A 14,469-nucleotide genomic window follows, 5' to 3' on the forward strand; every position below is an offset into this window, starting at 1 on the left:
CCGGACGGCTGGTGCGAGCGACGCTAGCACCCTGCCGAGGGGGCGCCGCGTCCGAGTGGCCGGGCCGCACGGTGGTGGGCTACGGTGCGCGGGCACGACGGCCGTCGCGCGCGGGGTGCCGTCCCCGCCCGGCCCGCAGGAACGGAGTGGAGCATGGGACTCATCGACCGGATCAGGGGCGCCCTGCGCGGCCGCCGCACGGATGCGGACGGCACCGCCACCCGGGACGAGGCGCGGCCGCAGCACGACGACCGTCCCGGCGCCAAAGAAGCGTCCGTGTCCGCGTCCGCGGCCGCGACGACACCTGAGCAGGCGCCGGCGACCGCCCCGGCGGCCGAGCGCCACCCCACCACCACCGTGCAGCCCGGAGAGACCCTCGCCGACGTCGCGGCCCGGCACGGGGTGGACGCCGACGCCATCGCCCGCCTCAACAACATCGAGGAGCCGGACCTCGTCTTCGCCGGCCAGGTGTTCAAGGTGCCGCGCGGCTGAACCCGCGGACCTGGCAGACCCGGTCGAGCGCGTCGGACTCCGCCCGGCCGCGGCTCAGCCGGCGAGCGGGTGGTCGGCGCGCGTGCGCCACAGACCGTCGCCCTCGTGGACGTAGAGGCGCACCACGTCCGCGGTGAACGAGCAGCCGAACGCCGCGAAGTCGGCGAACGCGCGGTCCAGCGCCGGGGCGGGGACGTCGTGGGCCAGGGTGACGTGCGGGTGGTAGGGGAAGTCGACGGTGCGGCGCACCGGGCCGGAGCGCACCTGCTGCTCGAGCCGTTCGCAGGGCGCCACCCCCTTGGCCACCTGGATGAAGACGACGTCGGAGACCGGGCGGAAGGTCCCTGTGCCCCGCAGCAGGATCTCGAACGGCGCCTCGGCCGCGGACACCCGCGCCAGGTGCCCGCTCAGGTCGTCCACCACGGCCGGGTCCACCGGCGTCGGCGGGAGCAGGGTGATGTGCGTGGGGATCCGCGCGGCGCGCTCCTCGCCGTAGCCGATCCGCAGTCGCTGCAGGTGGGTTCCCCACGGTTCGGGGACAGGGATGGCCACCCCGACCACCACCTGGTCCACCGCGGGGTCGGGGGAGGGGCCGGTGGTCATCGGCGCATCCTACTCGGCGCGCCAGGACCGTCCGGCGACGAGGGCCTCAGGCCACCGAGCGGGTGGCGCCGTGCACGACCCGGGAGTAGTGCTCGACCAGCTGGTCCACCAGCGCGGGCCACGAGCGTTCCTCCACCCGGTGGCGTCCGGCCGCGCCGAGCCGCCCGCGCAGCTCCCGCTCGACCTCACCGGGGCCGACGAGGGGCAGGACCGCCTCGCGCAGCGCCCCGCGGACGTCGGGGTCGAACAGCGCACCGGTCCTGCCCGGCTCGATGAGGTCGACCGGGCCGCCACGCGCCGGGGCGACGACGGGCAGACCGGCGGCCGAGGCCTCCTGCAGGGTCTGGCCGAAGGTCTCCCGGGTGCCGGTGTGCACGAAGACGTCGAAGGCGGCGTACGCGCGGGCCAGCTCGGCCCCCTCGCGCCGGCCGAGGAAGACCGCCTCCGGGAGCTGCGCCTGCAGGATCTCCCGGCTGGGCCCCTCGCCGACGAGCACGAGCCGGGTCCCGGGCAGGGAGGCGAGCTCGGTGAGCCGGTGCAGCTCCTTCTCCGGTGCGAGCCGGCCGACGTAGCCCAGGACGGTCTCGCCGCGCGGCGCCAGCGTGTCGTGCAGCGCCGTGGCGGCCGGGTCCTGACGGCGGTCCGGGTGGAAGAGGTCGCTGTCGACGCCACGGCCCCAGAGCGCCACCCGCGGGACGTCGTGGGCGGCCAGGTCGGCCACCGCCGAGGTGGAGGGGGCCAGGGTGAGGTCGGCCTGCTCGTGGATGCGGCGGATCCAGCGCCAGGCGGCGCGCGCCGTCAGGTCGCCCGCGGGTCCGGCGTGCTGCCGGATGTAGGACGGCATGTCCGTCTGGTAGATCGCGACGGACGGGATCCCGAGGGCCCGCGCGGCGACGAGGCCGCGCACCCCGAGCACGAAGGGCGAGGCGACGTGCACGACGTCGGGTGCGAAGCGGTGCAGGACGGTCTCGAGCTCGTAGGAGGGCAGGCCCACGCGGAACTTGCGCACCGGCAGGCTGGTCACGGTGTGCACCGGGAAGCCGGCGTAGTGCTCCGGGGTCATGACCGGGCTCCAGGGGCTGGTGCCCGGGGCGATGACGAGCGCGTCGTGGCCCTGCTCGCGCAGGCACTCCAGCACCTTGCACACGCTCGTGGTGACACCGTTGAGGGCGGGGAGGAAGGACTCGGTGACGATGGCGACGCGCACGTGGTCCATCCTCGTCGCCGGGGGTGTGTCGTCGGGGGATGCCGGGGGTGTGTCGGGTGGCCGCCGGGTGACCAGATGGTGCCCGAGGCCGTCCCGCAGGGGGCGCCGTCGGGTCGGGTGCTGGGAGGAGGTCATCTCAGGTGAGGTCCTCCCGGCCGAGCTGCTGCAGCGCGGACACCACGGACCGGACGTCCTGGCAGCGCTCCCGGGTGGTGACGAGCACCGCGTCCGGGGTGTCCACGACGACCACCCCCTCCACCCCCAGGGTCACGACGGTCCGACCCCCGCGGGCCGCGACCAGGCCGCTGGAGTCGCTGGACACGACGTCGGACGGGTCGCCCAGCACCCGCACCCCCGCGTGCCGCGGGTGCTCCTCCAGCAGCGTCGCCAGGGAGGCGAAGTCGCCGACGTCGTCCCAGCCCAGGTCCGCGGGCACCACGTCCACGTGACCGGCCTGCGCGGCGGGTTCGGCGACCGCCCGGTCGATGGAGACGGCGGGGAGCGAGCCCCATACCTCGTCCAGCCGGTCGGGCTGGCGGGCCAGCAGCCGCAGGGTGCGCACCATCTCCGGGTGCTGGGCGGCGAGCAGGTCGAGCAGGACGCCGGCGCGCACGACGAAGATGCCGGCGTTCCACAGGTGACGACCGCCCGCGAGGTAGCGCTCGGCCACGGGCAGCTCGGGCTTCTCCACGAACGAGGCGGCGCGGCGCACGTCGGAGGCACCGGGGTGGGACCGCGGCTCGCCGACCTCGACGTAGCCGAACCCGGTCGCGGGGTAGCGGGGCCGGATGCCCAGGGTGACCAGCGCTCCGGCCCGGGCGGCCACCACCGCCTGGCGGACGGCCTCCGCGAAGGCCTCCTCGTCGTCGATGACGTGGTCGGCCGCGAACGAGCCGAGGACGGCCTGCGGGTCGCGCCGCTCGAGCACCGCGGCGGCCCACCCGATCGCGGGCATGGAGTCCCGGGGGGAGGGCTCGAGCAGGAGACCGTGGTCGGCCAGCTCCGGGAGCTGGAGGGCCACGGCCTCCGCGTGACCGCGGCCGGTGACGACGAGCACCCGGTCCCCGACGAGCCGGCCCACCCGGTCGACCGTCGCCTGCAGCAGAGAGCTCCCCGACCCGGTCAGGTCCTGCAGGAACTTGGGCGCGGCGCTGCGCGACAGCGGCCACAGCCGCGTGCCGGCACCCCCCGCCGGGACGACGGCGGTGAGGTCGGCGAAGGCGTCGTCGGTGCCGACCGTGCGGGGAGAGGTGCTCACCCCCGCCAGTCTAGGGTTGCCCCATGCCCACGTCGCTGTCGTCCGCCGGTGCCCCGCGCCGCGTCCTCGGCGCCGTGGAGCGGGTCGGCTACCGCCGGGTGCTGCGGCCCGTGGCCTGGCGCACGGACGCCGAGCGGGCTCACCACGCCACCGTCGACGCGCTCGACCTGCTGGGCCGGACCCCGCTCACCCGGGCCCTGCTCGCGGTGGGCGGCGCGGCGGTGCCGCGGGGTGCGGGCGTCGAGGTGCTGGGCCTGCGCTTCGCCCACCGAGTCGGTCTCGCGGCCGGCATGGACAAGGACGGGCGCGCGGTCCCGGCCTGGGGCGCCCTGGGCCTGGGCCACGTGGAGCTCGGCACCGTGACCCCCCGGCCGCAGCCCGGCAACCCCCGGCCCCGGCTCGTCCGGCTGCCGGCCAGCCGGGCGGTCGTCAACCGGATGGGGTTCAACAACGAGGGGGTCGAGGCGCTCGCGGCCCGGCTCCGGGCGGCCCGCTCCGCCGGTCTGGTGCGGCTGCCGGTCGGGGTCAGCATCGGCAAGAACAAGGTGACCCCCGTGGAGGAGGCCGTCGAGGACTACCTCGTATCGGTCCGCGCCCTCGCCGGGGTCGCCGACTACCTGGCGGTCAACGTCTCCTCCCCGAACACCCCCGGCCTGCGCTCGCTGCAGGACGCCGGGCCGCTGGCCGAGCTGCTCACCGCGGTCGTACGGGCCGCCGACGTGCCGGTGCTCGTCAAGGTGGCCCCCGACCTCACCGAGCCGGCGCTGGAGCAGGCGGTGGGCGTGGCGGTGGACTCCGGGGTCCGCGGTGTCATCGCGACCAACACCACCCTGTCGCGGGACGGGGTCGCGGCGGTCGACCGGGTGCGGGCCCAGGCCGAGACCGGTGGGCTCTCCGGCGCACCCCTGACGCTGCGGGCCCGGGAGGTCGTCGGCCAGGTGCGTCGGTGGACCGACCTGCCGGTCATCGGGGTGGGTGGTGTGCTGACCGGGGCGGACGCGGCCGCGCTGGTCGACGCGGGTGCCGACCTGGTCCAGCTCTACACCGGCCTGGTGTATGCCGGGCCCGCCCTCGTCGCGGACGCGGTGGCCGCGACGACCCTGCGCAGCTCCGGGTGGGGGTGAGGGCAACCATCCGCGGCGCCCGGTGGGGGTGAGGGCAACCATGCGCGGCGCCCGGTGGGGGTGAGGGCAACCATGCGCGGCGCCCGGTGGGGCGGGGCGGGCGGTGACGGGGCCGCGCGTATGCTCGAGGGTGCCCCCAACCCCTTCCGGAGAGAGCCGTTGACCACCGACGCCCGCACCCAGCGCGAGACCGCCCCCGACCAGAGCGCGGGGGCGCCGTCCGGCCCCAGCCCCCTCGCCGAGGTGATGCGCCGGATCGAGGGTGTGGTCGACGGTCGGGCCGAGGAGCTGCTGCGCTGGCGCCGCGAGGTGCACCAGCACCCCGAGCTGTGCTGGACCGAGCACCGCACCACCGAGCTCGTCGCCGGGGTGCTGTCCCAGGCGGGGGCGCAGGTCCGCACGCTGCCCGGCACCGGCGCGCTGGTCGACATCGGTCACCCGGAGCCGCGCACCCGCATCGCGCTGCGTGCGGACCTGGACGCCCTGCCCATCGAGGAGGCGACCGGTCTGCCCTTCGCCTCCACCACGGCCGGCGTCTGCCACGCCTGCGGCCACGACGTGCACACGGTGGGGCTGCTGGGGGCCGGCCTCGCCCTGCACGAGCTGTCCGAGGAGCTGGTCGCGCGGCAGGCCGCGGTCCGGCTCGTCTTCCAGCCGGCCGAGGAGACCCACCCCGGCGGCGCCCTCAAGGTCATGGAGCAGGGCGGGCTGGACGGGGTCGACCGGATGCTGGCGGTCCACTGCGACCCCTCCGTCGACGTCGGGCGGGTCGGCCTGCGCGTCGGACCGATCACCGCGGCGTCCGACGAGGTCCGGGTCGTCATCACCGGCCGTGGCGGGCACACCTCCCGCCCCCACCTGACCCAGGACATCACCTACGCGCTGGCCAAGGTCGTCACCGAGGTGCCGGCGGCGCTGACCCGGCGGCTGGACCCGCGAGCGGCCGCGATCCTCGTCTGGGGCGTGGTGCGGGCGGGGGCGGCGGCCAACGTCATCCCGGCGCGCGGCGAGGCCCTCGGCACGCTGCGGATGCTGGACGCCGAGCTGTGGGACGTCGTCGAGCCCATCTTCACCGAGACCGTCGAGGCGGTGGTGGCGCCCTACGGCGTGACCGCGACCGTCGAGTACACCAAGGGTGTGCCCCCGGTGGACAACGAGAACGCGTCGGTGGTGGCGCTCTCCAAGGCGGGCATGATGCTGCTGGGCGCCGGCTCGGTGCAGCCCACCAAGCAGTCCATGGGCGGCGAGGACCTCGGGTGGTACCTCCAGCAGGTGCCCGGGGCGATGGCCCGGCTCGGGACGCGCGCCCCCGGCGGGCCGACCTACGAGCTGCACCAGGGCGACCTCGTCGTGGACGAGGGGTCGGTCCTCGTGGGCGCCAAGCTGCTCGCCGGCGCCGTGTTCACCGCGCTGGGGGAGATGCGTCCCTGACCGCTCCACCCCCGGGGGTGGGACGCGTGTGATGCCTGTGACGTCGCAGGTCACGACTTCGTCACGTCTGGGCCGGACTCCGGGTGGCGACGCACCTACCCGTGAGTCACGAGGGTTACCATCGTCGCGTCATACCCACAGGACAAAGGAGTATCCCGTGCGTCGGGTCCTGAAGCTCGCAGCCGCCGGTGCGGCCGCCACCCTCGTCCTTGCCGCCTGCGGCGAGGCCCCCGAAGACAACGACACCAACGCCGGCGGCGGCGAGAGCGCCGAGAGCACCGAGGAGGGCGACGCGGCCGGTGGCGACGCCGAAGACTTCAAGGCCTGCATGGTCTCCGACTCCGGCGGGTTCGACGACCAGTCGTTCAACCAGTCCGGCAAGGAGGGCCTCGACGCGGCCGCCGAGGAGCTGGGCGTGGAGCCGGTCGAGGTCGAGTCCCAGGCGGACACCGACTACGCCACCAACGTCTCCAACCTCGTGTCCCAGGGCTGCAACATCACCATCGGGGTCGGCTTCCTGCTCGAGGACGCGATCCAGTCGGCCGCCGAGGAGAACCCGGACACCAACTTCGCCCTCATCGACTCCGCCTTCAGCGACGCCGACTTCAACCCCGTCGAGCTGGACAACGCCAAGCCCATCCTGTTCAACACGGCGGAGGCCAGCTACCTCGCGGGCTACCTCGCGGCGGGCATGACCGAGTCCGGCACCGTCGCCACCTTCGGCGGGCTGCAGATCCCGTCGGTGGCGGTCTTCATGGACGGCTTCTCCGACGGCGTCGACAAGTTCAACGAGGACAACGGCACCGACGTCAACCTGCTGGGCTGGGACAAGGAGGCCCAGGAGGGCGCCTTCTCCGGTGACTTCGAGAACCAGAGCCAGGGCCAGACCCTCACCGAGCAGTTCATCTCCCAGGGCGCGGACATCGTCATGCCGGTCGCCGGGCCGGTCGGCCTCGGCGCGGCCGCGGCGGCCTCCGAGGCGGACGGCGTGCACATCATCTGGGTGGACTCCGACGGCTACCTCACCGCGTCGGAGTACTCCGACCTCATGCTCACCTCGGTCCTGAAGCAGATCGGCCCGGCGGTCGAGACCACCGTCACCGAGGCGGTCGAGGGCGGCTTCACCAACGAGCCCTACGTCGGCACGCTGGAGAACGACGGGGTCGGCCTGGCCGAGTACCACGACATGGCCGGCGACGTCGAGGGCACGATGGTCACCGGCCCCGACGGCGAGGAGGTGTCGCTCGCCGAGGCGGTCACCATGCTCGAGGAGATGATCGTCTCCGGGGACATCACCGTCGACTCGCCCAACAGCCCGCAGCAGTGAGGTGAGGGTCTGACGGTCGGCTCCCCGACCTGCGGACCACCGCCCCGGTAGCGGCCCGGCCCCCCTCGGGCCGGGCCGCTACGCTGTCCCTCCGCACCACCCGGTCGCGCCCGACCACCGGCGCCCGGCCCGCCCCACCCGTGAGGTAGGTATGAAGCAGGTTCTGCGATGAAGCTCGAGCTCCAGGGCATCACCAAGGTCTTCGGCTCGCTGGTCGCCAACGACCACATCGACCTCGTCGTCGAGCCCGGGGAGATCCACGCCCTGCTCGGCGAGAACGGCGCCGGCAAGTCCACCCTGATGAACGTCCTCTACGGGCTCTACGACCCCGACGACGGGCAGATCCTGCTGGACGGCTCCCCGGCCACCTTCAAGGGGCCGGGAGACGCGGTGTCGGCGGGCATCGGGATGGTGCACCAGCACTTCATGCTCGTGCCGGTCTTCACCGTCGCCGAGTCGGTGGCCCTGGGCTACGAGCCCACCGGCGCGGGCGGGGTGCTCAGGCTGGAGGAGGCGCGCCGTCGGGTGCGCGAGATCTCCGACCGGTTCGGCTTCCAGGTCGACCCGGACGCCCGGATCGAGGACCTGCCGGTCGGGGTCCAGCAGCGGGTCGAGATCATCAAGGCGCTCTCGCGGGACGCGCAGGTGCTCATCCTCGACGAGCCCACCGCGGTCCTCACCCCGCAGGAGACCGACGAGCTCATCCGCATCATGCGCGAGCTCAAGGAGTCCGGGACCTCGATCGTCTTCATCACCCACAAGCTGCGCGAGGTCCGGGCGATCGCCGACCGGATCACCGTCATCCGGCGCGGCACGGTCGTGGGGGAGGCCAGCCCGACGTCCACCGAGACCGAGCTGGCCTCGCTCATGGTGGGTCGCTCGGTGAGCCTCACCGTCGACAAGGAGCCGGCGCAGCCGGGCGAGGCCACGTTCGAGGTCGAGAACCTGTCCGTCGTCGCACCCAACGGGACCGTCCTCGTCGACGACATCTCCTTCGACGTGCGCGCCGGGGAGATCCTGTGCGTCGCCGGGGTCCAGGGCAACGGCCAGACCGAGCTCGCCGAGGTCATCCTCGGCATCGAGGAGCCCGACTCCGGGTCGGTCCGCCTCGACGGCGAGGACCTCCTGGGCAAGGGCGTCAAGGAGCGGCTGCGCTCGGGCATCGGCTTCGTGCCCGAGGACCGGTCGACCGACGGCGTCGTGTCCAGCTTCTCCATCGCCGAGAACCTCGTCCTCGACCTCTACGACACCCAGCCCTTCGCCCGCGGGGTGTCGATGAGCCCGGCCAAGGTCACCGCCAACGCCGAGCAGCGCACCGAGGAGTTCGACGTCCGCTACACCTCGGTGCACGACCCCATCTCCACCCTCAGCGGCGGCAACGCGCAGAAGGTCGTGCTGGCCCGGGAGATGTCCCGGCCGCTGCGCCTGCTCGTCGCCTCGCAGCCCACCCGGGGACTGGACGTCGGCTCCATCGAGTTCGTGCACCGTCGCGTGGTCGCCGAGCGCGACCGCGGCACCCCCGTCATCATCGTCTCCACCGAGCTGGACGAGGTGCTCGGTCTGGCCGACCGGATCGCGGTGATGTACCGCGGGCGGATCGTCGGCATCGTGGACGCGAAGGGCGAGGACGGCGCCCCGGTCAACCGCGACGTGCTCGGGCTCATGATGGCCGGCGTGCCGCTCGAGGACGCCCAGCGGCAGGCGGCGGAGCACCACTCGGTGCTCGGTGCCGCCGACCTGGGCGACGACGGCCCGCGCCCCGCCGCCGAGGGTGAGACCCGGCATACCTCCGCCGAGGGTGAGACCCGGCATACCTCCGCCCCTGCGAGCACCGAGGAGCGCCCGTGAGCGACCAGACCCCCGGCCACACCCCCGAGCGTCCGGACGCCGGCGAGGAGCAGTCCGTCGCGGCGACGCCGCCCGGGGAGACCGGCGGCCCCACCGTGCGCGAGCAGGAGCGCCCCGGCGTGCTCCAGCAGATCCTGGGGGGCAGCGCCCTCATGTCGGTGCTCGCCGTCGTGCTGGCGCTGTTCATCGGCGGGCTGCTCATCGCGTTCGCCGACGAGGACACGAGAGAGGCCGCGACCTACTTCTTCGCCCGGCCCCTCGACACCATCTCGGCCGGGTGGACGGCGATGGCCGAGGCCTACGTCGCGATGTTCCGCGGGTCGGTCTTCGACTGGCAGGCGGCGACCTTCGCCGGGGCGGTCAAGCCGCTGACCGAGTCGATGGTCTTCGCCATCCCGCTCATCCTCGCCGGCCTCGGCATCGCCGTGGGCTTCCGGGCCGGGCTGTTCAACATCGGTGCCCAGGGTCAGATCATCGTCGGCGCGATCGTCGCCGCCTGGCTGGGCTTCGCCTTCGACCTGCCGCCGGTGATCCACCTGCTCGTCGCCATCCTCGGTGGCGCGATCGGCGGGGCGGTATGGGGTGGCATCCCGGGTGTCCTCAAGGCCCGGTTCGGCGCCAACGAGGTGATCGTCACGATCATGCTCAACTACATCGCGGTCTACCTCATCAGCTACATCCTCAAGCAGCCGGGCTTCAACCCCGGCCGCACCGGGCAGCGCAGCCCGGCCGTCAGCCCGGACGCCACCTACCCGCTGCTCGTGCCGCAGTGGCTGTGGCCGGACAACGGCTTCCGCCTGCACTGGGGCTTCGTCGTCGCGATCCTCGCGACCGTCTTCGTGTGGTGGCTCATGGAGCGGTCCACGGTCGGCTTCCAGATCCGCGCGGTCGGCGCCAACCCGGCCGCGGCCCGCACCGCCGGCATGTCGGTCGGCCGGATCACCGTCATCACCATGGTGGTCGCCGGTGCCCTGGCCGGCCTCGCGGCGACCGGGCAGGTGCTCGGCACCGAGCGCTCGCTGACCGCGGGCGTGGCCGCGTCCTTCGGCTTCGACGCGATCACCGTCGCGCTCCTCGGTCGCTCGCGGCCCTGGGGCACCTTCTTCGCCGGGCTGCTCTTCGGGGCGCTCAAGGCCGGAGGCTTCCTCATGCAGTCGCTGACCTCCACCCCGATCGACATCGTCCTCGTGGTGCAGTCGCTCATCGTGCTGTTCATCGCCGCGCCCCCGCTGGTGCGCACCGTCTTCCGGCTGCCCGACCCCGACCGGAGGCGACGGCGCAAGGCCGGCCCCGGCACGACCCCCCAGGAGGCGACGGCATGAGCACCGCCACCCCGTCCCCGCAGACCACCTCCTTGCCGGAGGAGCCGCAGCGCGCCCGTCGCAAGGTGGGTCTCAAGACGACCGTCGTCTACGCCCTGGCCGCCCTGGTGACCCTGCTCGCCTGGGTGCTCGACACCCCGGCGGACGCCCGGACCACCTTCCAGTTCGGCACCAGCGGCGACCTGGTGAGCATCCCCGACATCGACGTCCCGGCGCTGGGCTTCCTCGTCGTGCTGCTGGTCGTCATGCTCGTCGCCACCGGGTTCTCCGTGTGGCGCTGGCGGGACCGGCGGCCGATGCCGTCCTGGGCGCACGTCGTCGTCGGGGTCGCCTTCGTCCTCGCGTTCCTCACCTTCGTCGGCGCCGGCCGCAGCACCGTCATCCCCATGGTCTCGCTCCTCGCGGGGGCCCTGGCGCTGTCGGTGCCGCTGGTCTTCGGCGCGATGTCCGGTGTCATCTGCGAGCGCTCGGGCATCATCAACATCGCCATCGAGGGCCAGCTGCTCTCCGGGGCGTTCATGGGCGCCGTCGTCGCCTCGGCCGCCGGGTCGGCCTACCTGGGTCTGGTCGCGGCGCCCCTGGCCGGTGCTCTCGTCGGGGCGGGGCTGGCGTGGTTCTCGGTGTCCTTCCGGGTCAACCAGATCATCGTCGGCGTCGTGCTCAACACCCTCATCATCGGGCTCACCGGCTTCCTGTTCTCGACCGTGCTGTCCGACAACAAGGAGCTGTGGAACAGCCGGATGCCGCTGCCGCGCCTCCCCATCCCGCTGCTGTCCGACATCCCCGTCGTCGGGCCGGTGCTCTTCGACCAGACGATCCTGGTCTACCTCATGTACGCCCTCATCTTCGGGCTGCAGTTCATGCTCTTCCGCAGCCGCTGGGGCCTGCGCACCCGCGCCGTCGGCGAGCACCCCAAGGCGGCCGACACGGTCGGCATCAAGGTCAACGTGCGCCGCGTCTGGAACACGATCCTGGGTGGTGCCATCGCCGGTCTCGGCGGCGCCTTCTTCACCGTCGGCTCGGGGCTCGCCTTCGGGCGGGAGATGTCGGCCGGCCAGGGCTACATCGCGCTCGCGGCGATGATCCTCGGCAAGTGGAACCCGTGGGGCGCGGTCATGGCCGCGCTGCTCTTCGGCTTCTCCAAGAACCTCGGCAACGTGCTGTCGAGCATCGGCAGCGGGGTCCCCTCCGAGCTGCTCCTCATGCTGCCCTACGTCATCACCATCCTGGCCGTCGCCGGCTTCGTCGGGCGGGTCCGTCCGCCGGCCGCCGAGGGCGTGCCCTACACCAAGAGCTGAGCGCCCGGCCCAGACCGAGCCGCGCCGGCCCATACCCCCAGGAGGCCCCCGTGCCCGAGATCGACTGGCAGCCGCTGCACGACGCGGCGGTGACGATGACCCGGCGGGCCTATGCGCCCTACTCCGGCTACCCCGTCGGGGTGGCCGGGCTCGTCGACGACGGACGGGTCGTCGCGGGCTGCAACGTGGAGAACGCCGGCTACGGCGTCACCCTGTGCGCCGAGTGCGGCATGGTCTCCGACCTGGTGGCCGGCGGCGGCGGCCGGCTGGTCGCGGTGTGGTGCGTCGACGGCCGGGGCGAGACGATCATGCCCTGCGGGCGCTGCCGCCAGCTGCTGTGGGAGCACGGCGGCGCGAGCTGCCTCCTGCAGACGCCGCAGGGGGTGCTGCGGATGGACGAGGCGCTCCCGCAGGCCTTCGGCCCGGAGGACCTCGACCGCCGCTGAGCCGGGCGCGACGCGGGCTGCAGGGCCGGCCTGGCGCGGGCCTGCACCGGACGGTCTCCTCTCACGACGGCCGGGACGCCGCTGGCAGAGCTATCGGCGTCCCCTGAGACACAGCGGACACATCCTGCGGCGATCTGCACGGCGAACAGCGTTATTTCCCCGGTCGCTGCGCGTTTCTCCGCACGGCGGTGGCGGAGGGGGCGGTGGGACGGGAGAGGCGGTCGGCGAGGCCGGTCCCCCGCACCAGCACGTAGGACGTGACGACGGCCACCGCGGGCAGGACGCCCAGCTCGAGCTGCAGGCCGAACATCATCGTGGTGATGACGAGGACCATGAACGGCAGCGGCACGAGCGCGACTGTGACGGACGCGGCGAGCGCCGGCACCGTGACAGCGAGCGGTATGCCGGGCAGCAGCTGGTGGACGAGCACCCCGGCGACCGCCCCGACGAAGACCAGCGGGAAGATGGGGCCGCCGAAGAAGCCCCAGGTCATCGAGACCACGAAGGTCACGATCTTCCCGGCGAGCACCAGCAGGAGCAGGACGACGGTCACCGCGGCACCCCCCTCCAGGACTCCGCTCAGCTGGGCGCGGCCGGAGAAGAGGGTGAGCGGGACGGCATACCCGATCGCGGCGACGACCGCGGCGCCGACGAGCGCGCGGACGATGACGTGCGGCACCCGGCGGCTCAGCCGCTGCGACGCCGTCATCGCCAGGACGCACACCACCCCGAGCCCGGCCCCCACGACGCCCAGGAGGAGCGCCAGCCCGATCCACCACACGTGCAGCTCCGCAGCGCCGAGGTCGTAGACCCTCAGGAAGGGCGTGCCGAGCAGCGGGTAGAGCACGACGAGGGCCGTCGTCGCCGAGACGATGCCGGGGAGCATGCGGTGAGGAGCCTGCTGCCAGCGCTGGTGGTGCACCTCCCAGGCCATGATCGGACCGGTGAAGGGGAAGGTGCCCAGGCCGCCGAAGACCCCCGAGATGCCGGCGAAGGTGAGGTCCTGCGTCGCCTCCTCCTGCCGCTCGTAGCGGCGGCCCACCGCGGTGCCGAGGCCGCCGCCGAGGGTGCCGAGCGGCGCCTCCGGCCCGACGGACCCACCGCCGACCAGGCTGACCAGCCCGAGCAGGCCGTAGCGGACGCCGCGCCGCAGCGGGACCTCGCCCTCGATCATCTCGCCGACGAAGTTGGGGTCAGGGCCGGTCAGACCCGTGCGGCTGCGGATCCAGCCCACCAGGGCGCCCGCGGCCAGGACCACGAGGACACCCGCGAGCGAACCGGTGAACAGCCCCAGCGGCGTGCCGTCCTCGCCCCACAGGAGCCCGGTGACGAGGTGCTCGACCGCGAGGTAGACGACGCAGGCCGCCCCGGCCATCAGCCCGACGACGGCGGCGCCCCCCATGACCCGCCAGAAGTGCGGACGCGTGCCGAAGTCGGTGGGGGTCATGACGAGGCGGGAGGGTCCGGGACGATGAGACAGGCGCGGGGGAGGCCCGCCTCGAGGGCCAGGCGACCGGCCTCGTGGCTGCGGGGGAGGTAGAGCACCTGGCCGCCGATGTCGGCGACCCGCTCGTGCAACGTCGTCATCGCGCCCGCGTCGACCACGACCCGGCCCTGCTGCGGCGGGAGGAAGGTGTCCTCTCCGAAGGTGCCGGAGCGGTCCTGCCGCGCCACCGTCGACACGTCCATCGGACGCTGGCTGAGGGCCTCGGCCAGCACGCGCAGGGTGCCCGCGGCCTGCCCGCGCGGCTCACCCCCGTCGACGGGCACCGAGAAGCGCACCTCCGGGCCGTCGCCGTGGATCTCCTGCAGGACCCACCGTGCCTGGCGCTCGCGGGTCATGACCGCGTAGGTGAGGGCCGGCCGGTCGTCGACGCGGGCCTCGGTGGCCACGACGAGCGCCTGCGGGTCCAGGCCGACGGCCATCGTCGGCGCGGCCGACATCGTCGCCTCGATGCGCAGCGTGGAGACGGTGGCCAGGACCCGGTCGTTGCGCACGGCGACGATGGTGGGGAACATCGGCTGCGGGTCCTGCGTCACACTGCGGGAGCGGCGCAGCAGATCCGTGACGGGCGGCGCGACGAGGGCCATGATGTCAGCGAGGAGCACGTCG

General features: G+C 73.7%; 13 protein-coding genes. 8 read left to right on the forward strand and 5 right to left on the reverse strand.

Annotated elements, in window-relative coordinates:
- The first annotated feature begins 153 nt into the window (after nucleotides 1-153).
- Entirely contained in the window at nucleotides 154-492 is a 339-nt protein-coding gene (locus EUS26_RS08385) for a LysM peptidoglycan-binding domain-containing protein (protein ID WP_130013061.1), read from the forward strand.
- Between the two features lie 54 nt (nucleotides 493-546).
- On the opposite strand, the gene EUS26_RS08390 is transcribed toward EUS26_RS08385, so the two are convergent.
- From EUS26_RS08390 to EUS26_RS08400, 3 genes are all read right to left on the reverse strand, one after another.
- Nucleotides 547-1,095 (reverse strand): 2'-5' RNA ligase family protein, encoded by a 549-nt coding sequence (locus tag EUS26_RS08390; protein WP_130013063.1) that lies wholly within the window; start codon nucleotides 1,093-1,095, stop codon nucleotides 547-549.
- 46 nt (nucleotides 1,096-1,141) lie between these two features.
- Nucleotides 1,142-2,302, reverse strand: a complete 1,161-nt coding sequence (locus EUS26_RS08395; RefSeq protein WP_202865090.1) for a glycosyltransferase family 4 protein — start codon at nucleotides 2,300-2,302, stop codon at nucleotides 1,142-1,144.
- A 136-nt stretch (nucleotides 2,303-2,438) separates the two neighbouring features.
- The gene (locus EUS26_RS08400; protein WP_130013067.1) at nucleotides 2,439-3,560 is read right to left on the reverse strand and encodes a mannose-1-phosphate guanylyltransferase; all 1,122 of its coding nucleotides are present in this window, start codon (nucleotides 3,558-3,560) and stop codon (nucleotides 2,439-2,441) included.
- A 23-nt stretch (nucleotides 3,561-3,583) separates the two neighbouring features.
- Here EUS26_RS08400 and EUS26_RS08405 point away from each other — a divergent pair, with 23 nt between their 5' ends.
- The 7 genes from EUS26_RS08405 (at nucleotide 3,584) to EUS26_RS08435 (ending at nucleotide 12,356) form a co-directional block, all read left to right on the forward strand.
- Nucleotides 3,584-4,684, forward strand: a complete 1,101-nt coding sequence (locus EUS26_RS08405) for a quinone-dependent dihydroorotate dehydrogenase (RefSeq protein ID WP_130013069.1) — start codon at nucleotides 3,584-3,586, stop codon at nucleotides 4,682-4,684.
- A gap of 159 nt (nucleotides 4,685-4,843) precedes the next feature.
- Nucleotides 4,844-6,115, forward strand: coding sequence for an amidohydrolase (locus EUS26_RS08410; protein ID WP_130013071.1), 1,272 nt, complete (start codon nucleotides 4,844-4,846; stop codon nucleotides 6,113-6,115).
- Between the two features lie 157 nt (nucleotides 6,116-6,272).
- On the forward strand, nucleotides 6,273-7,442 hold the full coding sequence (locus EUS26_RS08415; RefSeq protein ID WP_130013073.1) for a BMP family lipoprotein: 1,170 nt from the start codon (nucleotides 6,273-6,275) through the stop codon (nucleotides 7,440-7,442).
- 168 nt (nucleotides 7,443-7,610) lie between these two features.
- Nucleotides 7,611-9,290, forward strand: a complete 1,680-nt coding sequence (locus tag EUS26_RS08420; RefSeq protein ID WP_238148873.1) for an ABC transporter ATP-binding protein — start codon at nucleotides 7,611-7,613, stop codon at nucleotides 9,288-9,290.
- Nucleotides 9,287-10,612, forward strand: a complete 1,326-nt coding sequence (locus EUS26_RS08425) for an ABC transporter permease (RefSeq protein ID WP_130013075.1) — start codon at nucleotides 9,287-9,289, stop codon at nucleotides 10,610-10,612. The genes EUS26_RS08420 and EUS26_RS08425 overlap by 4 nt, the downstream gene beginning before the upstream one ends.
- Nucleotides 10,609-11,910, forward strand: coding sequence for an ABC transporter permease (locus tag EUS26_RS08430; protein ID WP_130013077.1), 1,302 nt, complete (start codon nucleotides 10,609-10,611; stop codon nucleotides 11,908-11,910). The genes EUS26_RS08425 and EUS26_RS08430 overlap by 4 nt, the downstream gene beginning before the upstream one ends.
- Nucleotides 11,911-11,960: 50 nt before the next feature.
- The gene (locus EUS26_RS08435; protein WP_130013079.1) at nucleotides 11,961-12,356 is read left to right on the forward strand and encodes a cytidine deaminase; all 396 of its coding nucleotides are present in this window, start codon (nucleotides 11,961-11,963) and stop codon (nucleotides 12,354-12,356) included.
- A 151-nt stretch (nucleotides 12,357-12,507) separates the two neighbouring features.
- On the opposite strand, the gene EUS26_RS08440 is transcribed toward EUS26_RS08435, so the two are convergent.
- Together EUS26_RS08440 and EUS26_RS08445 are read right to left on the reverse strand one after the other, a co-directional pair.
- The gene (locus EUS26_RS08440) at nucleotides 12,508-13,803 is read right to left on the reverse strand and encodes a chloride channel protein (RefSeq protein ID WP_130013081.1); all 1,296 of its coding nucleotides are present in this window, start codon (nucleotides 13,801-13,803) and stop codon (nucleotides 12,508-12,510) included.
- Nucleotides 13,800-14,465 carry a hypothetical protein gene (locus EUS26_RS08445; RefSeq protein ID WP_130013083.1) on the reverse strand — a complete coding sequence of 222 codons (666 nt, stop codon included), beginning with the start codon at nucleotides 14,463-14,465 and terminating at the stop codon, nucleotides 13,800-13,802. Before EUS26_RS08445 ends, EUS26_RS08440 begins: the two co-directional genes overlap by 4 nt.
- Nucleotides 14,466-14,469: the final 4 nt, after the last annotated feature.

It is taken from the genome of Serinicoccus sediminis, assembly GCF_004153545.1.
Classification (GTDB): Bacteria; Actinomycetota; Actinomycetes; order Actinomycetales; family Dermatophilaceae; genus Ornithinicoccus; species Ornithinicoccus sediminis_A.

What these genes read in the sequence shown, in the direction of transcription:
- EUS26_RS08405 (WP_130013069.1), top strand. Translation starts at nt 3,584, where the DNA reads ATGCCCACGTCGCTGTCGTCCGCCGGTGCCCCGCGCCGCGTCCTCGGC.
- EUS26_RS08430 (WP_130013077.1), top strand. Translation starts at nt 10,609, where the DNA reads ATGAGCACCGCCACCCCGTCCCCGCAGACCACCTCCTTGCCGGAGGAG.
- EUS26_RS08440 (WP_130013081.1), bottom strand. Translation starts at nt 13,803, where the DNA reads ATGACCCCCACCGACTTCGGCACGCGTCCGCACTTCTGGCGGGTCATG.
- EUS26_RS08390 (WP_130013063.1), bottom strand. Translation starts at nt 1,095, where the DNA reads ATGACCACCGGCCCCTCCCCCGACCCCGCGGTGGACCAGGTGGTGGTC.
- EUS26_RS08420 (WP_238148873.1), top strand. Translation starts at nt 7,611, where the DNA reads ATGAAGCTCGAGCTCCAGGGCATCACCAAGGTCTTCGGCTCGCTGGTC.
- EUS26_RS08385 (WP_130013061.1), top strand. Translation starts at nt 154, where the DNA reads ATGGGACTCATCGACCGGATCAGGGGCGCCCTGCGCGGCCGCCGCACG.